16 protein-coding genes are annotated in these 16,339 nt (G+C 71.7%); 15 read left to right on the plus strand and 1 reads right to left on the minus strand.

The features are described 5' to 3' along the window. From UYS_RS0216420 to UYS_RS0216465, 9 genes are all read left to right on the plus strand, one after another. The coding region (locus UYS_RS0216420) for an ABC transporter permease family protein (protein ID WP_016856608.1) at positions 1 to 1,283 on the plus strand (1,283 nt) is incomplete at its 5' end. 10 nt (positions 1,284 to 1,293) lie between these two features. Continuing rightward, positions 1,294 to 2,718 (plus strand): hypothetical protein, encoded by a 1,425-nt coding sequence (locus UYS_RS17640; RefSeq protein ID WP_016856609.1) that lies wholly within the window; start codon positions 1,294 to 1,296, stop codon positions 2,716 to 2,718. A 35-nt stretch (positions 2,719 to 2,753) separates the two neighbouring features. Further along, on the plus strand, positions 2,754 to 4,214 hold the full coding sequence (locus UYS_RS17645) for a hypothetical protein (protein ID WP_016856610.1): 1,461 nt from the start codon (positions 2,754 to 2,756) through the stop codon (positions 4,212 to 4,214). 147 nt (positions 4,215 to 4,361) lie between these two features. After that, positions 4,362 to 5,627 carry a serine hydroxymethyltransferase gene (glyA, locus tag UYS_RS0216435; protein ID WP_016856611.1) on the plus strand — a complete coding sequence of 422 codons (1,266 nt, stop codon included), beginning with the start codon at positions 4,362 to 4,364 and terminating at the stop codon, positions 5,625 to 5,627. A gap of 537 nt (positions 5,628 to 6,164) precedes the next feature. Then, positions 6,165 to 7,034: an MBL fold metallo-hydrolase gene (locus UYS_RS0216445; RefSeq protein WP_016856613.1), complete on the plus strand. Its 870-nt coding sequence runs from the start codon at positions 6,165 to 6,167 to the stop codon at positions 7,032 to 7,034. Positions 7,035 to 7,073: 39 nt separating this feature from the next. Further along, positions 7,074 to 8,369 (plus strand): NAD(P)/FAD-dependent oxidoreductase, encoded by a 1,296-nt coding sequence (locus UYS_RS17650; RefSeq protein ID WP_016856614.1) that lies wholly within the window; start codon positions 7,074 to 7,076, stop codon positions 8,367 to 8,369. Further along, the gene (locus UYS_RS0216455; RefSeq protein WP_016856615.1) at positions 8,366 to 10,126 is read left to right on the plus strand and encodes a SulP family inorganic anion transporter; all 1,761 of its coding nucleotides are present in this window, start codon (positions 8,366 to 8,368) and stop codon (positions 10,124 to 10,126) included. Before UYS_RS17650 ends, UYS_RS0216455 begins: the two co-directional genes overlap by 4 nt. A 2-nt stretch (positions 10,127 to 10,128) precedes the next feature. Continuing rightward, positions 10,129 to 10,590: a YeeE/YedE family protein gene (locus tag UYS_RS0216460; RefSeq protein ID WP_026068634.1), complete on the plus strand. Its 462-nt coding sequence runs from the start codon at positions 10,129 to 10,131 to the stop codon at positions 10,588 to 10,590. Then, a complete protein-coding gene (locus UYS_RS0216465; RefSeq protein ID WP_026068635.1) occupies positions 10,587 to 10,988 on the plus strand; it encodes a DUF6691 family protein in 402 nt (133 codons plus the stop codon). Before UYS_RS0216460 ends, UYS_RS0216465 begins: the two co-directional genes overlap by 4 nt. 12 nt (positions 10,989 to 11,000) lie before the next feature. On the opposite strand, the gene dsbG is transcribed toward UYS_RS0216465, so the two are convergent. Continuing rightward, complete coding sequence (dsbG, locus tag UYS_RS0216470; protein WP_016856618.1) at positions 11,001 to 11,765, minus strand: thiol:disulfide interchange protein DsbG; 765 nt, start codon at positions 11,763 to 11,765, stop codon at positions 11,001 to 11,003. 132 nt (positions 11,766 to 11,897) lie between these two features. Between dsbG and nrdR the strand changes: the two genes are divergently transcribed. The 6 genes from nrdR to UYS_RS0216500 form a co-directional block, all read left to right on the plus strand. Continuing rightward, positions 11,898 to 12,383: a transcriptional regulator NrdR gene (nrdR, locus tag UYS_RS0216475; protein WP_016856619.1), complete on the plus strand. Its 486-nt coding sequence runs from the start codon at positions 11,898 to 11,900 to the stop codon at positions 12,381 to 12,383. Then, complete coding sequence (ribD, locus tag UYS_RS0216480) at positions 12,380 to 13,510, plus strand: bifunctional diaminohydroxyphosphoribosylaminopyrimidine deaminase/5-amino-6-(5-phosphoribosylamino)uracil reductase RibD (RefSeq protein WP_016856620.1); 1,131 nt, start codon at positions 12,380 to 12,382, stop codon at positions 13,508 to 13,510. Before nrdR ends, ribD begins: the two co-directional genes overlap by 4 nt. A 190-nt stretch (positions 13,511 to 13,700) precedes the next feature. Beyond that, on the plus strand, positions 13,701 to 14,867 hold the full coding sequence (ribBA, locus tag UYS_RS0216485; RefSeq protein ID WP_016856621.1) for a bifunctional 3,4-dihydroxy-2-butanone-4-phosphate synthase/GTP cyclohydrolase II: 1,167 nt from the start codon (positions 13,701 to 13,703) through the stop codon (positions 14,865 to 14,867). An 85-nt stretch (positions 14,868 to 14,952) separates the two neighbouring features. Further along, positions 14,953 to 15,441, plus strand: a complete 489-nt coding sequence (gene ribH / locus UYS_RS0216490) for a 6,7-dimethyl-8-ribityllumazine synthase (protein WP_016856622.1) — start codon at positions 14,953 to 14,955, stop codon at positions 15,439 to 15,441. Then, positions 15,441 to 15,941, plus strand: a complete 501-nt coding sequence (nusB, locus tag UYS_RS0216495; RefSeq protein ID WP_016856623.1) for a transcription antitermination factor NusB — start codon at positions 15,441 to 15,443, stop codon at positions 15,939 to 15,941. The genes ribH and nusB overlap by 1 nt, the downstream gene beginning before the upstream one ends. Positions 15,942 to 15,954: 13 nt before the next feature. Then, on the plus strand, positions 15,955 to 16,339 hold a 385-nt coding region (locus UYS_RS0216500), incomplete at its 3' end, for a thiamine-phosphate kinase (protein ID WP_016856624.1).

Genomic DNA, 16,339 nt, shown 5'->3' on the forward strand with positions numbered 1-16,339 from the left:
TGCTGCTCGGCGGCGGCCTGGCGCTGGCGGTGCTGTGGGGCCTGGGCGGTCTGCTGCTCGGCGGCGTGCTGGCGCTGTGCTCGCGGCTGCCGGCGCGGGCCGGGGCCGGATACCTGCAGGCGCTGCGCCTGGGCGGGCGCCAGCTGGCGAGGCGCCGTGCCGCCAGCCTCGGCCAGCTGCTGGCGTTCTCGGTGGCGCTGTTCGCCATGGCGATGATCGCCCTGGTGCGCGGCGACCTGCTCGACGCCTGGCGCGAGCAGCTGCCCGAGAACACCCCCAACCAGTTCGCCATCAACATCCAGCCCGGCGAGCGCGACGCCTTCGCCGCGGCCCTGAACGAGGGCGCCGAATCGCGCAGCGATCTCTATCCCATGGTGCGCGGCCGGCTCACGGCCATCGACGGCGCCCCGCCCCGCGAGGCGGTGCCGGCGGAGGCGCGCGGCGCCAACTCGCTGCGCCGCGAGCTCAACCTGACCTGGCGTGCCGACCCGCCGGAGGGCAACCGGCTGGTGGCGGGGGAGTGGTTCGACGCCGAGGCGGCGTCCGGCGGCGAGGCCGCCTCGCCGGTGCCGATCTCGCTGGAGAGCGGGCTGGCCGGCCGGCTGGGGCTCGAGCTCGGCGACGTGCTGACCTTCACCGTCGGCAGCGCCACCATCGACGGCGAGATCACCAGCCTGCGCGACCTGGACTGGGACAGCTTCCGGCCCAACTTCTACGTGATCTTCCCGCCGGGCGTGCTCGAGCGCTTCGGCCACAGCTACATCACCGCCTTCCACCTGGCGCCCGAGGAGCGCGCGCTGCCGGGCCGGCTGGTGCGCGACTTCCCCGGCGTCACCCTGCTCGACGTGGAGGCGATCCTCGAGCGGGTCCGCGAGGTGCTGTCGCAGGTCACCCGGGCCGTGGAGCTGGTGCTGGTGCTGGTGCTGCTGGCCGGGGTCAGCGTGCTGCACGCCGCCCTGGCCGCCAGCCTGCCGGTGCGCGCCCACGAGGCCGGGCTGCTGCGGGTGTTCGGCGCCGGCGACCGGCTGCTGCGGCGGGTGCAGGGCGCCGAGTTCGCGCTGCTGGGGCTGGCCAGCGGCCTGCTGGCCGCGGCGCTGACCGAGCTGGCCGCGGCCGGGCTCTACGGCGGCTGGCTCGACCTGGCGCCGCGCTGGCATCCGGCGCTGTGGCTGGCGCTGCCGCTGGGCGGGGCGCTGCTGGTCGGCGCCATCGGCCAGTGGCTGTCGCGGGGCATCCGGCGACGGGCGCCCGCCGAGAGTCTGGGGCTGCTGGGCGAGGCATGAGGAAGATGGCATGAAGGAATCGCTGCGCTATGCATTGCTCGAGGCCCAGCTGGAGCTGGCCCGGCAGGCCTCGCGCTCGGTGGTGCTGGTGGTCACCGGCCACGCCGCCGCCGGCAAGACGGCGCTGATCAACGAGCTCAACCATCGCCTCGAGAACCGCCTGACCGAGGTGCACGCCCTGGCGCCGAGCAGCGAGGAGCGCGAGCGTCCCTACTGGTGGCGCTACTGGCGCCGCCTGCCGGCCCGCGGGCGGGTCGGGGTGTTCGTCCACGGCTGGTACGGCGATGCGCTGTTCGCCCGCACCGAGCAGCGCCTGGGCGAGGGCGCCTTCCGCGACCGGCTGGCCGAGATCCGCGCCTTCGAGGCCGAGCTGGCGGCCGAGAACGTGGCGATCGTCAAGCTGTGGCTGGACATCGACCGCGACGTCCAGGGCCGCCACCTGAGGGCGCTGTGGCACGACCCCGAGCGGGCCTGGCAGGTCAAGGATCACGACTGGCAGCGCCATCTCCAGTATGACGCCCTGGACCGGCTGGGCCATGCGATGCGCGAGGCCACCGAGGCCGATCACGCGCCCTGGCACCGCCTGGCCGGTGGCCCCGGCGAGACGCCGATCAAGGCCCTGGCCCACCGGCTGGTGGCGGCCATGGCCGGGCCGCTGCCGGAGGTCGAGCCGCCGGGCTTCCGCCCCATCAAGGGCATCGGGGCGCCGCCGCGGCTCTCGGACCTTGCCGCCGCGTCGCTGGAGGCTATCGACAAGGCCACCTACCGGGAGCGCCTCGCCGAGGCCCAGGCCCGGCTGGCCGGCAACGCCCGCGAGGTCCAGCGGCGGCGGATCCCCGTGGTGCTGGCCTTCGAGGGCCAGGACGCCGCCGGCAAGGGCGGCTGCATCCATCGCCTGACCTCGGCGCTCGACGCCCGCCAGTACCGCGTCCATCGCATCGCCGCGCCCAGCGACGAGGAGCGCGCCCATCCCTGGGCCTGGCGCTTCTGGCGCCGGCTGCCGCTGGACGGCCGGGTGGCGATCTTCGACCGCTCCTGGTACGGCCGGGTGCTGGTGGAGCGCGTCGAGGGCCTGGCCGAGCCGGCCGCCTGGCGCCGCGGCTATGACGAGATCCGCCGCTTCGAGCGTCAGCTGCTGGCCCACGGTGCGGTGCTCGGCAAGCTGTTCCTGGCGGTCGACAAGGACGAGCAGCTGCGCCGCTTCCGTTCACGCGCCGAGACGCCCCACAAGCGCCACAAGCTCACCGAGGAGGACTGGCGCAATCGCGAGCGCTGGGACGACTACCGGCGGGCGATCGACGACATGTTTGTGCATACTCATGACGTCGACGGGGGCTGGGCCCTGATCGACGCCAATGACAAGCGCCGCGCCCGACTGGCGGTGCTGGACCACGTCAACCGCCTGCTCGAGGCGCGTCTCGCCGAACCGCGCTGACGCCCCCAGGCGCGATCACCAGGGAGGTGACCCCCATGCGCAAGCCCTTGCTACGTAACGCCTTGATGCGCAAGCCCCTGATACGTCAGGCCCCGTCGCGAGCCGCCGCGCTCGCCGCCGTGCTCGCCGCGCTGCCGTGCGGCCTGGCCCAGGCCGATGCCGAGCGCCTCGAGGCCGACCTGCAGGAGCGCTTCGCCGCCGCCGGCGAGTTCTCGGTAGGCGAGGTCTCCGACAGCCTGCTCGGCGGCGAGACCCGCGCCGAGGACCTGAGCCTCGTCGACGCCGACGGCTCGCGGCTGGACGTCGCCCGCTACGTGGTCGAGGGCGACTACGAGGCCCCCGAGGCGATCGTCATGGAGGGGCTGCGGCTCGAGCGCGCCGGCCGAGACGCGGGCGTGCTCACCGCCGACCGGCTGCGCCTCGATGGCCCCGGCGGGCCGCTGCCCTGGGGCGAGGGCCGGCTGGGCGATGCGGCCTTCGAGGCCGACGCATTGAGCGCCGAAGGGTTGCGCCTGGCGCTCGCGTCGGCGGCGATCACCTCCGCCGATGGCAAGAAGACCCTGAGCCCGCAGGCGCCGACGAGCGGCTGGCTGTCGGCGCAGCGGCTCGAGGCCGAGGGGCTCACGGCGACCGGCGTCGGCCGCCTGGAGATGAGCGGCATCGAGGGCCACGCCGAGGGGTTGGAGGACGTGGGAGCGGGAGACCTCACCCTGGCCTCGCTGAGCCTCGAGGGCCTGAGCCACCCGCCGGGCGATCCCGAGGCGACGACGCTGGATCGCCTCGAGCTGAACGACCTGTCCATCGTCGCCGATCATCTGGTGGCCGATCTGGCGCGGCTGAGCGTCGACGGCGACATGCACGACGGCGAGGGCAGCGCCCGGCTCGAGGCCCTCGAGCTGGACCTGGCGCGGATGATCGAGCTGGCCCCGGCCGAGGAGCGTACCCCGCTGCGCCTGGCCAGCAACGTGCTCACCGGCGGCAGCGGGCAGCTGCGCCTGGACGCCGAGTTCGACGGCGGCTGGGAGGCGCTGGGCCAGAAGAGCCTGCTCTCCGGCGACGGCACGATCACCGCCGCCGACGCCTTCCGCTGGACGTTCGACAGCGAGCTGCCGGTGCGCCTGCCCGACGGCGTGGAGCCGGCCGCCTATCTGGCCGAGATGACCGACCTGAGCGGGGTCACCCTGCTCGGCGGACGCATCGAGACCACCCTCGTCGAGCTGGGACTGTTCGGGCGCATGCCGGCGGTGATGGCCGCCAGCCGCGGCGTCAGCGAGGCCGACTTCCTCGAACAGGCGCGCACCCAGGCCAAGGGCTTCGGCACCATGCTCGGGCCCGAATTCGGCCGGCTGCTGGACGGCCTGGTGGACATGATGGAGGGCCGGGCCAGCGAGCTCGAGGTGGCGCTGACCCTGCCGCCGGAGAGCGACGCCGACGTGCTCGCCGCCGACCCGCTGGGCCTGCCGAGCAAGCTCTCGATGTCGGTGGAGACGCGCTGAGCCGCGCGGCGAGGGAGCCTTCAGAAATTCTGAAGCGCGCATGAGAAATCATGGGGCGCCGCATGACGGGGTTTCATGTGAAAGCCGCCATACCCTGGGGTATGATGGCGGCCTTCGATTTCCCCGTTGATGCGAGGTTTCCCGCCGATGTTCAGCCGTGACATGCAGATTGCCGGTTTCGATGATGCCCTGTTCGATGCGATGCAGAAGGAAAGCACGCGTCAGGAAGCGCACATCGAGCTGATCGCTTCCGAGAACTATGCCAGCCCCCGCGTCATGGAGGCCCAGGGCAGCCAGCTGACCAACAAGTATGCGGAAGGCTATCCCGGCAAGCGCTACTACGGCGGCTGCGAGTACGTCGACGTGGTCGAGCAGCTGGCCATCGATTACGCCAAGGAACTGTTCGGCGCCACCTACGCCAACGTCCAGCCGCACTCCGGCTCCCAGGCCAACGGCGCCGTCTTCCAGGCGCTGGTCACCCCGGGCGACACCGTGCTGGGCATGAGCCTGGACGCCGGCGGTCACCTGACCCACGGCGCCAAGCCGAACTTCTCCGGCAAGCACTACAACGCCGTGCAGTACGGCATCGACGAGAACGGCCGCATCGACTATGAGCAGGTCGCCGAGCTGGCGCGCGAGCACCAGCCGAAGATGATCATCGCCGGCTTCTCCGCCTACTCCCAGATCATCGACTGGGCCAAGTTCCGCGAGATCGCCGACGAGGTGGGTGCCTACCTGCTGGTCGACATGGCCCACATCGCCGGCCTGGTGGCCGCCGGGGTCTACCCGAGCCCGATGTCCCACGCCCACGTGGTCACCACCACCACCCACAAGACCCTGCGTGGCCCGCGTGGTGGCCTGATCCTGTCCGCCGAGGGCAACGCCGACATCGAGAAGAAGCTGCAGTCCGCGGTCTTCCCGGGCATCCAGGGCGGCCCGCTGGAGCACGTCATCGCCGCCAAGGCGATCTGCTTCAAGGAAGCCATGGCGCCCGAGTTCAAGACCTACCAACAGCAGGTGCTGAAGAATGCCAAGGCCATGGCCGGCGTGTTCATCGAGCGCGGCTTCGACATCGTCTCCGGCGGCACCGAGGATCACCTCTTCCTGCTGTCCCTGGTCAAGCAGGGCGTGACCGGCAAGGACGCGGACGCCGCCCTGGGCCGCGCCCACATCACCGTCAACAAGAACGCCGTGCCGAACGACCCGCAGAGCCCGTTCGTGACCTCCGGCCTGCGCATCGGCACCCCGGCGGTGACCACCCGCGGCTTCGGCGAGTCCGAGTGCGGCGAGCTGGCCGGCTGGATCTGCGACATCCTCGACGTGCTGGCCAAGGGCGAGGACACCTCCGCCATCGAGGCCGAGGTCAAGGGCAAGGTCGAGGCCGTCTGCGGCCGTCTGCCGGTCTACCGCTGATCGGCGCCTGACTCAGGCCTGACGCGCAAGCGTGCGCCCCGCCCCGGTTCGTCCGGGGCGGGGCGCGCTGCTTTCTGGCTACCGTTTCACGGCAATAGGCGGCCGCGAACCCCGCCTGTTCGACGCTTCGGCGGGGTCATCATCGCCGGCTCGGGCACCGGCGGGCGCATCGTCCATCACCCGCGCGATAACCTGGAACGCGAAAGCCCCGGCCGGTGAGCGTCGGCATCGAGGCGGAGATCGCGACCCGGCGCCGGCGCATCGCGCTCCGATTCCTCTCCAGCTCTTCCGAAACGGCTCTGGCTCAGACCCAGCCCCAGACCCAGACCCAGACCCAGACCCAGACCCAGCCCCTGCGGCGGGTCGCCCTCATTCGGCATCCGGCTATGGCGCAGTGCTATCTGCCGCTGCGCTATATATGAAAAATAAATATAACGTTAGAACAAAATATATTGTTATGCTGCGGCTATCGCCAACCGGCATCGGGACGCGCCGCGTCCGTCGCTCTTCACCCTCTGCTGCCAACGGAGGCACCCCATGTCCCAGCAGCCCATCGTCACGGCCTTCTTCGACGAGCCCACCAACACCTTCAGCTATGTGGTCCGCGACCCGGACTCCACGGCCTGCGCCATCCTCGATTCGGTGCTCGACTTCGACTACGCCGCCGGCCACACCGACGTGCGTTCGGCCGATGCCATCATCGACTTCATCGAGCGCGAGGGGCTGAGTGTCGAGTGGGTGCTCGAGACCCACGTCCACGCCGACCACCTCTCGGCGGCGCCCTATCTGTACCGGAAGCTCGGCGGCCGCACCGGCATCGGCGCGCGCATCGTCGAGGTGCAGGAGATCTTCGGCAAGGCCTTCAACGCCGGCACCGAGTTCGCCCGCGACGGCAGCCAGTTCGACCGCCTGTTCGAGGAGGGCGACACCTTCGCCATCGGCGGCCTCGAGGGCCGGGTGCTGCACACCCCGGGCCACACGCCGGCCTGCCTGACCTACGTGATCGGCGACGCGGCCTTCGTCGGCGACACCCTGTTCATGCCCGACTACGGCACCGCGCGCTGCGACTTCCCTGGCGGCGACGCCCGCACCCTCTACCGCTCGATCCAGAAGGTGCTGTCGCTGCCCGCCGAGACGCGGCTTTTCCTGTGCCACGACTACAAGGCGCCGGACCGCGAGGAGTTCCAGCACGAGACCAGCGTGGCCGAGCAGCGTGCCCACAACATCCACGTCCACGAAGGCGTCGGCGAGGACGACTTCGTGACCATGCGCACCGAGCGCGACGCCACCCTGGGCATGCCGCGGCTGATCATCCCCTCGGTGCAGGTCAACATGCGCGCCGGCGAGATGCCGCCGGCCGAGGACAACGGCCAGGTCTACCTCAAGGTGCCGCTCAACCGTTTCTGAGCCGCCGCCCGACCCCGATAACGCCACCTGGAGCCCGCCATGTCTCACCCGACCCCGGAATCCCCGTCACGCCGCCACGATGTCGTCGTCATCGGCGGCGGCGCGGCGGGCATCGCCGTCACCGCCAGCCTGCTGAAGCGTCGCGGTGACCTGGATATCGCCATCGTCGAACCCGCCGAGATGCACAGCTACCAGCCCGGCTGGACGCTGGTCGGCGGCGGCGTCTTCTCCGCCGACATCACCCGCCGCCCGATGGATGACGTCATCCCGAGCAAGGCGACCCGCTACGCCACCCGGGTCGAGCGCGTCGACCCGGAGGCCGCCGAGGTCGCCCTGGCCGACGGTCGGCGGCTCGGCTATGCCCGGCTGGTGGTGGCGCCGGGGCTGGTGCTCGACTGGGGCGCCATCGACGGCCTGGAGGAGACACTGGGCGAGAACGGCGTGACCTCCAACTACCGCTTCGACCTGGCGCCCTACACCTGGTCGCTGGTGAAGTCGCTCGAGCGCGGCCGGGCGCTGTTCACCCAGCCGCCGATGCCGATCAAGTGCGCCGGCGCGCCGCAGAAGGCGATGTATCTCTCCTGCGATCACTGGCGGCGCCAGGGGCGACTGGACGACATCGAGGTGCGCTTCTGCAACGCCGGCGGCGTGCTGTTCGGCGTGCCGGACTATGTGCCGGCCCTTGAGCGCTACATCGACGCCTACGGCATCGAGGCGGCCTACGGCGAACGCCTGGTAGCGGTGGACGGCCCCTCGCGCACCGCGCGCTTCGCGGTCGTCGGCGAGGACGGCGAGCATGAGGAGGAGCGCGGCTTCGACATGCTGCACGCGGTGCCGCCGCAGCGTGCGCCGGGCTTCGTCGCCGAGTCCGGGCTCGCTAACGGCGGCGGCTGGCTGGACCTGGACGCCGAGACGCTCCAGCACGTGCGCTACCCGGCGGTGTTCGGCCTCGGTGACGTCAGCGGCACCGGCAACGCCAAGACCGCCGCGGCGGTGCGCAAGCAGGCCCCGGTGGTGGCCGAGAACCTGCTCGCCTCGCTGGACGAGACCCCGCTCACGGCGGCCTACACCGGCTACGGCTCCTGCCCGCTGACCGTGGAGCGCGGGCGCATCGTGCTGGCCGAGTTCGGCTACGGCGGCACGCTGCAGCCGACCTTCCCGCGCTGGGTCAACGATGGCACCCAGGCCACTCGCCGCGCCTGGTGGCTCAAGGCCAAACAGCTGCCCTGGTTGTACTGGAACCTGATGCTCAAGGGTCACGAGTGGCTGGCCACGCCGGCCCGGCGGGCGCCAAGGGTGGAATCCGGTGACGCCCGGAGCGCGAGCGGCCGATGATCCCGTCACGCTGGATTCCGCTGATCGGCTGGCTGCACGGCTACCGGCGCGACACCCTGGCCCGAGACCTGCTGGCGGCGGTGATCGTCACCCTGATGCTGGTGCCCCAGGCCCTGGCCTATGCGCTGCTGGCGGGCCTGCCGCCGGAGGTGGGGCTCTATGCCAGCATGCTGCCGCTGGTGCTCTACGCGATCTTCGGCACCAGCGCCACCCTGGCGGTGGGGCCGGTGGCGGTGGCCTCGCTGATGACCGCCTCGGCGCTGTCTGCCATCGCCACGCCGGGCAGCGCCGAGTACGTGGGCGCCGCCCTGGTGCTGGCGGCGCTCTCCGGGGCGATGCTGGTGGCCATGGGGCTGCTGCGGCTGGGCTTTCTCGCCAACTTCCTGAGCCATCCGGTGATCTCGGGCTTCGTCACCGCCTCGGGGATCCTGATCGCCGCCAGCCAGCTGCGTCACCTGCTCGGCGTCGAGGCCTCGGGTCACACCCTGGTCGAGATGGTCATGGCGCTGGTCGCCGCGCTGGGCGAGGTCAATCCGGCCACCCTGGCGATCGGCGTCGGCGTCTGGGGCTTTCTGGTGCTGTGCCGGCGCTATCTCAAGGGCGGGCTGCGACGCCTGGGGCTGTCGGCCACGGTCGCCGATCTCGTGGCCAAGGCCGCGCCGGTCTCGGCGGTGATCGTCACCACCCTGCTGGCCTGGGCGCTGGGGCTCGGCGAGCGCGGCGTGGCGCTGGTCGGTGAGGTGCCGGGCGGTCTGCCGTCGCTGGCGCTGCCGAGCCTCGAGCCGGGGCTGTGGTCGAGCCTCGCTCCGGCGGCGCTGCTGATCAGCCTGGTGGGCTTCGTGGAGTCGGTGTCGGTGGCCCAGACCCTGGCCGCCAAGCGCCGCCAGCGCATCGACCCGAACCGCGAGCTGATCGCCCTGGGGCTGGCCAACCTCGGCGCCGGTACCAGCGGCGGCTCGCCGGTGTCCGGCGGCTTCTCGCGCTCGGTGGTCAACTTCGAGGCCGGGGCCGCCACGCCGCTGGCCGGCGCCTTCACGGCGCTGGGCATCGCCGTGGCGACCCTCACCCTGACCGCGCCGCTGGCCTTCCTGCCCAAGGCCACGCTGGCCGCCACCATCATCGTCGCCGTGGGCACCCTGATCGATCTGCCCGCCATCCGCCGCACCTGGGCCTACTCCCGGGCCGACGGCGTGGCCATGCTGGCGACCCTGACGCTGACCCTGGTGCACGGCGTGGAGAGCGGCATCCTGGCCGGCGTGGCGCTGTCGCTGGGGCTGCACCTGTACCGCACCAGCCGCCCGCACAGCGCCGTGGTGGGGCGGGTGCCCGGCAGCGAACACTTCCGCAACGTGCAGCGCTACGATGAGGTGGAGACCGACGAGCGCCTCGCCATCCTGCGCGTCGACGAGAGCCTCTACTTCGCCAACGCCCGCTATCTGGAGGACACGGTGATGGCGCTGGCGGCCCGCCAGCCGGGCCTCGAGCACATCGTGCTGGCCTGCCAGGCGGTCAACGTCATCGACGCCTCGGCGCTGGAGAGCCTGGAGGCGATCAACCGGCGGCTGAAGGACGCCGGGGTGGCGCTGCACCTGGCCGAGGTCAAGGGGCCGGTGATGGATCGCCTGGCGGCCACCGACTTCTGCCACGAGCTCGGAGGCCGGGTGTTCCTGAGCACCTTCGATGCCTGGCAGGCGCTGCATGAAGGCGAGGCCGCGGCGAACGCGTCGCCCGGCAGGATGACGGAAAAGGAGACATGACGGTGGACATGACGGCAAGCCTTCACGGCCTGATCGGCGGGGTGCTGATCGGCCTTTCGGCGACCTGGCTGATGATCACGCTGGGACGCATCGCCGGGATCAGCGGCATCCTCGGCACCCTCATCACCGCGCGTCCCAAGGGCGACAGCGGCTGGCGGCTGGCCTTCCTGTTGGGGCTGGTCTCGGGGCCGGCGCTGGTGATCCTGGCCGGCGGCGGGCTCGGCAACGTGGCGGGGCAGGCCGGGGCGGTGATCGGCGCCCCCGCCGGTGGGGTGGCGACCATGCTGGTCGCCGGCCTGCTGGTGGGCGTGGGCACCGGCATCGGCAGCGGCTGCACCAGCGGCCACGGCGTGTGCGGTCTGGCCCGGCTGTCGCCGCGCTCGATGGCGGCGACCCTGGTGTTCCTGGCGGTGGCGATCGTCACCGTGTTCGTGGTCCGGCACGTGATCGGAGGTGACGCATGAGGTCCGTGATGGCCTATATCGCCGGGCTGCTGTTCGGCCTGGGACTCGCGATCTCCGGCATGACCGACCCGGCGCGGGTGCTCGGCTTTCTCGACGTCGCCGGCGACTGGGACCCGACCCTGATGTTTGTGCTCGGCGGCGCCGTGGTGACCAACTTCGTCGGCTACCGGCTGGCCATGCGGCGGCCGAATCCGCTCTTCGCCAGCGCCTTCCAGCTGCCGACCCGGCGCGACCTGGACGGGCGGCTGCTCGGCGGTGCGGCGCTGTTCGGCGTCGGCTGGGGGCTCTCCGGCTACTGCCCGGGCCCGGCCTTCGCCTCGGTGTCGGGCATCACCCTGCCGCTGGCCGCCATGCTGGCGGCCATGATCGTCGGCTGGTTTATCGCCCGGCGGGTATAGATGGCGCGGTGATCAGGGGCGCGGGCCGAGGATCTCGGTCAGTGCCTCGTCGCTCGGCATGCCCTGGGCGGTCTTCAGCAGGCCGCTGCTCTGAGAGTCGTTCGGGCGATAGACGATGCCCGGGGTGGCGACCAGGCCGAAGCCGTCCATCAGGTTGTGGTTCTCCTGCAGGGCCAGCTCCAGCGGGCGGGGCAGGGCGTCGCGGATCGCGACCGTATCGCCACGCTGGTGGTCGGCCAGCGCCGCGGCGGGGTCGTCGGCGGCCAGCAGCGAGACCGCCTTGCGCGGGCTGTCGGCGGCGAGGATGCCGACCATCACGTGGCGCAGCTGGACCCTGCCGGCCTCCACCCAGGGGCGAGCGGCCTGCCAGAACTGGCGGCAGTAGGGGCAGTTGGGATCGGTGAACACATAGACGATGCGTTCGGCGTCGTCGCGGCCGTCGGCGATCCAGGCGCTCCGCTCGAGCTCGCCCCAGGTCTCGGCGTCCTGTGGCGCGCGCACCAGGCGGTCCAGCGGCGCCCGGGAGAGGTTCTCGCCCTCGGCGTCCACCAGGTTGCCGATCACCGCGTGCTCGCCGCCCTCGGTGACGAATACCGTCATCGGCTGGCCGCCGGCGCTGGCGGCGTAGCCGGTCAGCCCGTCGGGCGCCTCGAAGCGGCCGTGTATCGTGAGGCCCTCGGCCTCGAGGGCCTGGAGCGGGGCGGGGAGTTCGTCGGCGGACGCGACGAGGGGCAGCAGCAGGGCGGCCGGCAGCAGGCGGCGGGGCAGGGCGCGCATGGCGTTCCTCCGTGTATGGGTGGCCCTCTGCTGACAGCGAGACGGCCCCGGGGTTCGCTGGGCGTCGCGGGGCCAAAACCGTTACAATGTGGCGACATCCTTCATCGTCCCCGACCTCCCGGAACCCTGCTTATGCACTGTCCCTTCTGCGGCGCCTCCGATACCCGCGTGACCGATTCCCGACTGGTCGTCGACGGCGATCAGGTGCGGCGGCGGCGCCAGTGCGCGGCCTGCGGCGAGCGCTTCACCACCTACGAGACCGCCGAGCTGGTGATGCCGAGGGTGATCAAGGGGGACGGGTCCCGGGAGCTGTTCGACGAGGCCAAGCTGCGTGCCGGAATGCTGCGCGCCCTGGAGAAGCGCCCGGTGAGCGCCGAGTCGATCGAGGCCGCGGTGGAGCGCATCCGCCAGACCCTGCGCGCCCGCGGCGAGCGCGAGATCCACGCCCGGGACGTCGGCGAGGAGGTCATGCACGCCCTGAAGCGCCTCGACCAGGTGGCCTACATCCGCTTCGCCTCGGTCTATCGCCGCTTCCAGGACATCGACGAGTTCCGCGCCGAGATCGATCGCTTGGCCCAGGAGCCGAGCTTCCAGCCCGACGGGTCCGGTGAATCATGAGCGCCGTGGCCCGTTCCCCCGAGAGCTGGATGGCCCGTGCCCTGGTGCTCGCCCGGCGCGGCCTCTATACCACCGATCCCAATCCGCGGGTGGGCTGCGTGCTGGTGAAGGACGGCCGTCGGGTCGGCGAGGGCTGGCACCAGCGCGCCGGCGAGCCCCACGCCGAGGTTCACGCCCTGCGTGACGCCGGCGAGGCCGCCCGCGGCGCCACCGCCTACGTCACCCTGGAACCATGTTCCCACCATGGCCGCACCGGGCCCTGCGCCGAGGCGCTGGCCCAGGCCGGCGTGGCGAAGGTGGTGATGGCCATGCGCGATCCCAATCCGCTGGTGGCCGGCAACGGCATCTCCATGCTGGAGGCGGCCGGCATCGAGGTCGAGGTCGGCCTGCTCGAGGCTCAGGCGCGGGCGCTCAACCCCGGCTTCGTCTCGCGGATGTCGCGGGGCCGCCCCTTCGTGCGGCTGAAGATGGCGATGAGTCTCGACGGCCGCACCGCCATGCGCTCCGGCGAGTCCCAGTGGATCACCGGGCCCCGGGCGCGCTGTCAGGTGCAGCGGCTGCGGGCCCGCTCCAGCGCGGTGATCACCGGCGTCGAGTCAGTGATCTTCGACAACTCCCGGCTGACCCTGCGCGCCGAACAGCTCGAGCTGCCCGACGCCGAGGCGATCGCCGCCCGCCAGCCGCTGCGCGTGGTGGTCGATTCCCGCCTGCGCCTGCCCGAGGCGGCGGCCTGCCTGCGCGAGCCGGGCCGCACCCTGGTGGCCACCGTCGAGGACCACGACGCCGAGCGGCGGGGCCGCCTCGAGGCCGCCGGTGCCGAGGTGCTGGCGCTGCCGGCGGGGGAGGACGGGCGCGTCGATCTGGCGGCCCTGCTGGGGCATCTCGCGGAGCGCGAGGCGGTCAACGAGGCGCTGCTCGAGACCGGCGCGACCCTGGCCGGCGCCATGCTCGACGCCGGACTGGTCGACGAGATGCAGCTGTTCGTCGCCCCGACCCTGCTCGGCGGCGAGGCGCGCCCGCTGTTCGCGCTGCCGGGGCTCGAGACCATGGCCGAACAGAAGCCGCTGGAGATCCTCGACATCCGCGCCGTGGGCCGCGACTGGCGCATCACCGCGCGCCCCGCCTGAGCCCGGCGCCGCTCGCGACGTGCCGTTCCGAGTACGCCGCCCGACCGCCCGATGGGCGTCGTCGGGCGAGCCACTACTAGCGCCGGCGGTCACGCCACGGTACCCTGACGCGGTTTCGAGCGGACGACGCCCGACGGCGACTTCGGTGTCGTCGCATCGCGACGACCGCAGCAGAGTCAATGGAGATTCCATGGAGCACTCCTCCTCCGGGGGCCTGGCCCCCATCGCCGAACTGATCGAGGACATCCGCAAGGGGCGGATGGTGATCCTGATGGACGATGAGGATCGCGAGAACGAGGGCGATATCATCATGGCCGCCGAGAAGGTGGAGGCCGAGCACATCAACTTCATGGCGCGCCATGCCCGCGGGCTGATCTGCCTGCCGATGACCCGCGAGCGCTGCGAGCGCCTGCAGCTGCCGCTGATGGTGCGCGACAACGGCTCCGGCTTCGGCACCAAGTTCACGCTCTCCATCGAGGCCGCCGAGGGCGTCAGCACCGGAATCTCCGCCGCCGACCGCGCGCGCACCGTCCAGGCGGCGGTGGCGCGCGACGCCGAGCCGAACGACATCGTCCAGCCCGGCCATATCTTCCCGCTGATGGCCGAGCCCGGCGGCGTGCTGCGTCGCGCCGGTCACACCGAGGCCGCCTGCGACCTGTCGGCCCTGGCCGGGCTGGATCCCAGCGGCGTGATCTGCGAGGTGATGAGCGAGGACGGCAGCATGGCGCGCCGCCCCGAACTCGAGACCTTCGCCCGCGAGCACGGGCTGAAGATGGGCACCATCGCCGACCTGATCCACTACCGCATCCACAACGAGCAGACCGTCGAGTCGCTGGAGTCGATGCCGGTACAGACTCCCCACGGCGAGCTGACGCTGCACGTGTTCCGCGATCGCATCCAGGGCGCCCATCACCTGGCGCTGGTCAAGGGGCGCCCGGCGCCCGAGTCGCTGACCACGGTGCGCGTGCACCTGTCCAACGTGATGCGCGACCTGCTGCTGCTGCAGAAGGGCGAGCACGACAGCTGGACCGCCCACGAGGCGATCGCCGAGGTCGCCCGCGCCGAGCACGGCGTCTTCGTGCTGCTCGACGACGGCCGCCCGCAGCAGGATCTTCACGACCTGCTCGAGGTCTTCCTGGAGCGTCGCCGGGCGCCGCGCACCACCGACTCCGACGGTGCCGGCAACTATCTTACCATCGGTACCGGGTCGCAGATCCTGCGCGAGCTGGGCGTGGGCCGCATGCGCCTGCTCAGCTCGCCGTGGAAGTTCTCGGCGCTCTCCGGCTTCGACCTGGAAGTGGTCGAGCGCCTCGAGCCCGGCCAGGCGCCGACCGCCGAGGGTGACGACGGCGCCTGACGCCCTCATCCGACATCTCGCCGGGGCGCCGTTCGTCGCGCGTCCCGGCGATTCCGTTTTCATCGGGTTCAGCAGGAAAGAGACCATGCAACCGATTTCCCAAGTCGAAGGCAGCTTCGTCAACGTCGATGGCCGCTACGTGATCGTGGTGGGCCGCTTCAATCATCATGTGGTGGACAGCCTGGTCGAGGGTGCCGTCGACAGCCTGACGCGCCACGGCGTCGACGAAGAGAACATCGACATCGTCCACACCCCGGGCGCCTGGGAGCTGCCGCTGGCCATCAAGCGCGTGCTCCAGGTGGTCCGCCCCGAGGCGGTGATCGCCCTGGGCGCGGTGATCCGCGGCGGCACGCCGCACTTCGAGCACGTGGCCGGCGAGTGCAACTCGGCCATGAACCGCCTGCAGCTGGAGTTCGACACTCCGGTGGCCAACGGCGTGCTGACCGTCAACTCCATCGAGCAGGCCATCGAGCGTGCCGGCACCAAGGCCGGCAACAAGGGCACCGAGGCGGCCATGGCGGCCATGGAGATGGTCTCGCTGCTGCGCCGCTTCGGTGAAGGGGAGAACGCCTGATGAGCGAACAGCGTCGCGAGCCGTCCAAGGCACAGCTGGCCCGTCATGCGGCCCGTGAACTGGCCGTTCAGGGGCTCTACCAGTGGCAGCTGACCGAGAAGCCGATCGCCGCCGTCGAGGCCGAGTTCCGCAGCCAGATCGCCGACGAGGATCTGGAGGATCACGAGAACTGGCACAAGGTGATGGGCATCGCCGACCTGGCGCTGTTCCACCAGCTGCTGCACGAGGTGGCGCGTAACCGCCGCGAGCTCGACGCCACCATCGCGCCGCTGCTCGACCGTCGCCTCGAGGACCTCGACCTGATCGAACTGGCGATCCTGCGCCTGGGCGCCTACGAGCTCGCCAAGCGTCCCGAGGTGCCGTACCGCGCGGTGATCAACGAGGGCGTCGAGCTGGCCAAGTCCTTCGGCGCCACCGAGGGGCACAAGTACGTCAACGGCATCCTCGACAAGCTCGCCGCCAAGCTGCGCGGCGCCGAGGTCTCCGCGCGTCGTCGCTGAAGGCCTCGATCCGATGTCCAGCGAATTCGAGCTGATCGCCCGTCATCTCGCGCCGACGCCCGCGGCCAGCGCCGCCGGCGTCAGCCTCGGGGTCGGCGACGACTGCGCGCTGCTCGCGCCCACGCCGGGCATGCGGCTGGCGGTGAGCGTCGACACCTCGGTGGCCGACGTGCACTTTCCCGCCGATGCCCCGCCCAGGGCCATCGGCCACCGGGCGCTGGCGGTCAGCCTCAGCGACCTGGCCGCCATGGGCGCCCGGGCGCGCTGGTGCCTGATGTCGCTGACCCTGCCCGAGGCCGATGACGCCTGGGTCGCGGACTTCGCGGCCGGCTTTCATGCCCTGTGCGACGCCAGCGGCGTGGCGCTGGCCGGCGGCGACGTCACCCGCGGCGAGCTGG

The organism is Halomonas smyrnensis AAD6, assembly GCF_000265245.1.
Lineage (GTDB): Bacteria > Pseudomonadota > Gammaproteobacteria > Pseudomonadales > Halomonadaceae > Halomonas > Halomonas smyrnensis.